The 2,729-nt window shown below is 73.8% G+C and carries 3 protein-coding genes; 2 read left to right on the top strand and 1 reads right to left on the bottom strand.

Annotation, left to right across the window (positions count from 1 at the left end; translation table 11 throughout):
* Nucleotides 1–521 precede the first annotated feature (521 nt).
* Nucleotides 522–959, bottom strand: coding sequence for a hypothetical protein (locus ACFU7Y_RS42720; RefSeq protein WP_380771850.1), 438 nt, complete (start codon nucleotides 957–959; stop codon nucleotides 522–524).
* 237 nt (nucleotides 960–1,196) lie between these two features.
* Between ACFU7Y_RS42720 and ACFU7Y_RS42715 the strand changes: the two genes are divergently transcribed.
* Both ACFU7Y_RS42715 and yidD read left to right on the top strand, forming a co-directional pair.
* Nucleotides 1,197–1,967: a DUF4239 domain-containing protein gene (locus ACFU7Y_RS42715; protein WP_224285430.1), complete on the top strand. Its 771-nt coding sequence runs from the start codon at nucleotides 1,197–1,199 to the stop codon at nucleotides 1,965–1,967.
* 97 nt (nucleotides 1,968–2,064) lie between these two features.
* A complete protein-coding gene (gene yidD / locus ACFU7Y_RS42710; RefSeq protein ID WP_380771848.1) occupies nucleotides 2,065–2,622 on the top strand; it encodes a membrane protein insertion efficiency factor YidD in 558 nt (185 codons plus the stop codon).
* The last annotated feature ends 107 nt before the right edge of the window (nucleotides 2,623–2,729 follow it).

The raw sequence follows: 2,729 nt of genomic DNA, 5'->3' as shown, positions 1-2,729 counted from the left end.
GCCCCTGAGGGCGGGTCGCCCGCCTGGCCATGTCTGATCGTTTCTGGTCGTATCCGACGGAACCCCTCTTGGGAATGCGACCTCATCCGACGCTTCTGCCCGTTCTGCCCCTTCCAGCGCGGCCGTTCGGCCCGAGCCCGTTCCGTCCTCCCCGGACGACCCGAGAGGTGTGTGGAGCCCATGCCCCAGCGTCGGCAGATCCGCCGGATATCGCCCGGCGGTGGTGGGGACGCGGCTCCCTGGGGGCGGGTACGGTTGATCGGCGCGACCTTCGGCGTGGTCGCGATCTGTGCGCTGGTCGGCGGTGCGACCGCCTCCGGCGCCGGCCACCCCGGCGGACACCCGCACGGCCCCGTGGTGGACACCTGCGTGTGCAGCGAGACCGACGTGTCGATGTCGGTACGGCCGGGCGGGCAGGTGAGCGTCGGCGTGGACGTGGACGTGGACGTGGACGTTCAGGTCGCGGTCGGCGTCGTGCCGAGCGCCGGCCCGGGGCACCACGGGCACAAGCCCCCGCACGGTCACCACCACCCCTGCCACACGCCCACGGCCACCCCGACGCCCACGCCGAGTCCGACGCCCACCCCCACGCCGACCCCGACTCCCACCCCCACGCCGTCACCGACGCCGGCGTCCCCCAGTCCGACGGTGCCGGACCCCACTCCGTCGCCCGCATCGCCCGTGCCCCCGGCATCGCCCGCGCCGCCGCCCGCCCCGGCAGCTCCGGCCCCTGCCGCGCCCGCACCGGCCGTGCCCGCCCCGGTCCCGGCGGCCCCCGCGCCGACGGCCCAGAGCCCGGCCGCGTCCGCTCCGGCAGCCTCGCCCAGCCCGGTGCGTCCGAGCCCGCCGCGACCGACCCCGTCGGCGCGACCGGTGTTCCACGCCCCGGCGACGAAGCCCGTGCCCATGGCCCGGCACCAGCAGGGCATCTCGATGACCACCACGATGCTGCTGGTCACGGTCCCCGCCGTGATCGCGGCGGCGGCGCTGCGGCCGGGCGGTGGTGGCCGAGGACGCGGCGGCCGTTCGAGCTCCTCCTGACCGTTCCCCGACGGTCCGCCGACCGATTTCCCGGCCGACGGCGGGTCCCGGCCCGCCGCGCGGCCCGGGCAGAACCCGGGAGAGCCGGCCCGGCCCGGGGTTCGCCCCGTCGACCTGTCGTTCCGTCACAAGCCAAGCCAGAGAGGGGAGTTACCGTGTCCGAGTGGGTGGCGTTGATCATTGCCATGGCGTCGGCCTGTGTCGTCGTGGTGGCGGTGGTGCTGCTGAGGCGGCGCCGGCCGATCGTGGAGGGGAGCACCGACGAGACCCCGGACGTCATCGAGTACATCACGATGATGATCGGGGTGGTCTACGCGATCGTCCTCGGTCTCGCCATCGCGGGTGTCTGGGAGGCGCGCGGCGCCGCCCAGGACGACCTGTTCCGCGAGGCGCAGTCGCTGCGTGAGGTGAGCGACCGCGCGGTGATCTACCCGGCGGAGTTCCGTGACCAGGTCCGGGCGGACGTGGACGCCTACGTCACGTACGTGGTGAACACCGAGTGGGCGTACATGAAGGAGAACGGTGCGATCACCGAGAAGGGTGACCAGCTGCTCCGGAAGCTCCACGACGACGTCGCCACCCGGTCGCCCGCCTCCGACCTCGAGTCGCAGGCCTACCAGCCGATCATGGACAGGGTCGGTCAGGCCTCCGAGGCCCGCAATTCACGCGGGCAGAACGCCGGGCCGACGATGCCCGGGGTGGTCTGGTTCGGCCTGATCGGCGGTGCGGTGGTGACCGTCGGCATGCTGTTCGCGCTCCAGATCCGGCGAACACCGCGGGAGTTGATCCTGGCGCTCTGCTTCAGCGCGCTGATCGCCTTCCTGCTGTTCATGATCTGGGACTTCGACAATCCGTTCTCGCGGACCGTCTCGGTGACCACCCAGCCGTTCGAGGACCTCTTCCCCTCGCTCAACCTCGGCGGCTGAGCGGGGCGGGACGGATCCGGGCAGATGATCTTCGGATAATCTTGCCCGGATCGTCGGGGGTGGGCCCTCGGCGGAGCGAGCGAGGAGATCGTCAGCCGTGTCCGACCCGACGCCGGATCTCGGCGCCCACTTCCCGCCGGCCCGCCCGGAGCGCGCCTGGTGGTGGCTGCCCGCCTCGGAGCGGCTCCGGCGGAAGAAGCAGCGCCGGGCCTGGGAGGACTACCGGGAGCGCTACCGCAAGGAGGACCACGCCAGGGCCCGGCGGAAGAAGCACATCCGGAACGAGTCCGCGGACTGCTGTGTCGACGGCTGCTGCGAGTTCGCCGATCCCTGCCTGATCGCCCTGATCCCGGTGATGATGGTATCCGGCGTCCGCTTCGCCCTCACCGGGGCGCGCGGACGCCGCACGGCCGATCCGTCCGCCCCCGCCCCGCGCGGGTTCGCGGCCGGGGTGCTGTACGGCGCGGTGCGCTACTACCGCACCGAGGTCAGCCCCCGCCGCCCGGCCTGCTGCCGGTACACGCCGTCCTGCTCGACCTACGCGGTGCAGGCGCTGCACCGGCACGGCGCGCTGCGCGGGGCCAGGCTGACGACCGGGCGGCTGCTGCGTTGCCGCCCGGGCGCGGGCGGGGCGGACCCGGTGCCGCCGCGCTGAGCCGCGGACGGCCCGCGCGGGGGGTACCGGCGGGGGGGGGGAGTTAGTGGCGGTGGGGGGGGGGGGCACCGTGAGCGCCGGGGTGGGTGAATCGATGTGTGGGTTGT

The sequence above is a fragment of the Kitasatospora sp. NPDC057542 genome (assembly GCF_042801945.1).
Classification (GTDB): domain Bacteria; phylum Actinomycetota; class Actinomycetes; order Streptomycetales; family Streptomycetaceae; genus Kitasatospora.
Note: the sequence above shows the minus strand (reverse complement) of the source record. Positions and strands in the feature narration are given on the sequence as shown.